Below are 364 nucleotides of genomic sequence, written 5' to 3'. Positions count from 1 at the left end.
AAAGCGCATCGAAACGCAAGCTCTTTTCAATGCGTTGCAAGTTAACTCTGACACAGCGACGCTTGCTTCAATGTCGCTTATTTCCAACCACCCTCAAATTCGTGACATTCGACTTGCTGAATCCAATGCTGAAAAACAAGTCGGTGAATTGGCCAAACGTTACGGACCTAAACACGACAAAATGATCCAAGCAAATGCGCAACTCAAATCTATTCAAGATCGCGCCAATAATCTGATTCAAAAACTGGTCAATGGAATTGGAAAAGAACTAGCAAGCGCCAAACAACAAGAGCAACTTCTTAAAGCAGAACTATTGAGCAAGAAAGATGAGTTTCAAGCCATAAGTGTGATTAAAAGAGAGTAT

The 364-nt window shown here is 40.9% G+C and carries 1 pseudogene; it reads left to right on the top strand.

Annotation, left to right across the window (positions count from 1 at the left end):
• Window positions 1-364, top strand: a pseudogene (locus tag QTO00_RS20935) (GumC family protein); the annotation flags it as partial.

The sequence above is a fragment of the Vibrio sp. M260118 genome (assembly GCF_036533755.1).
GTDB lineage: Bacteria > Pseudomonadota > Gammaproteobacteria > Enterobacterales > Vibrionaceae > Vibrio.
Note: the sequence above shows the minus strand (reverse complement) of the source record. Positions and strands in the feature narration are given on the sequence as shown.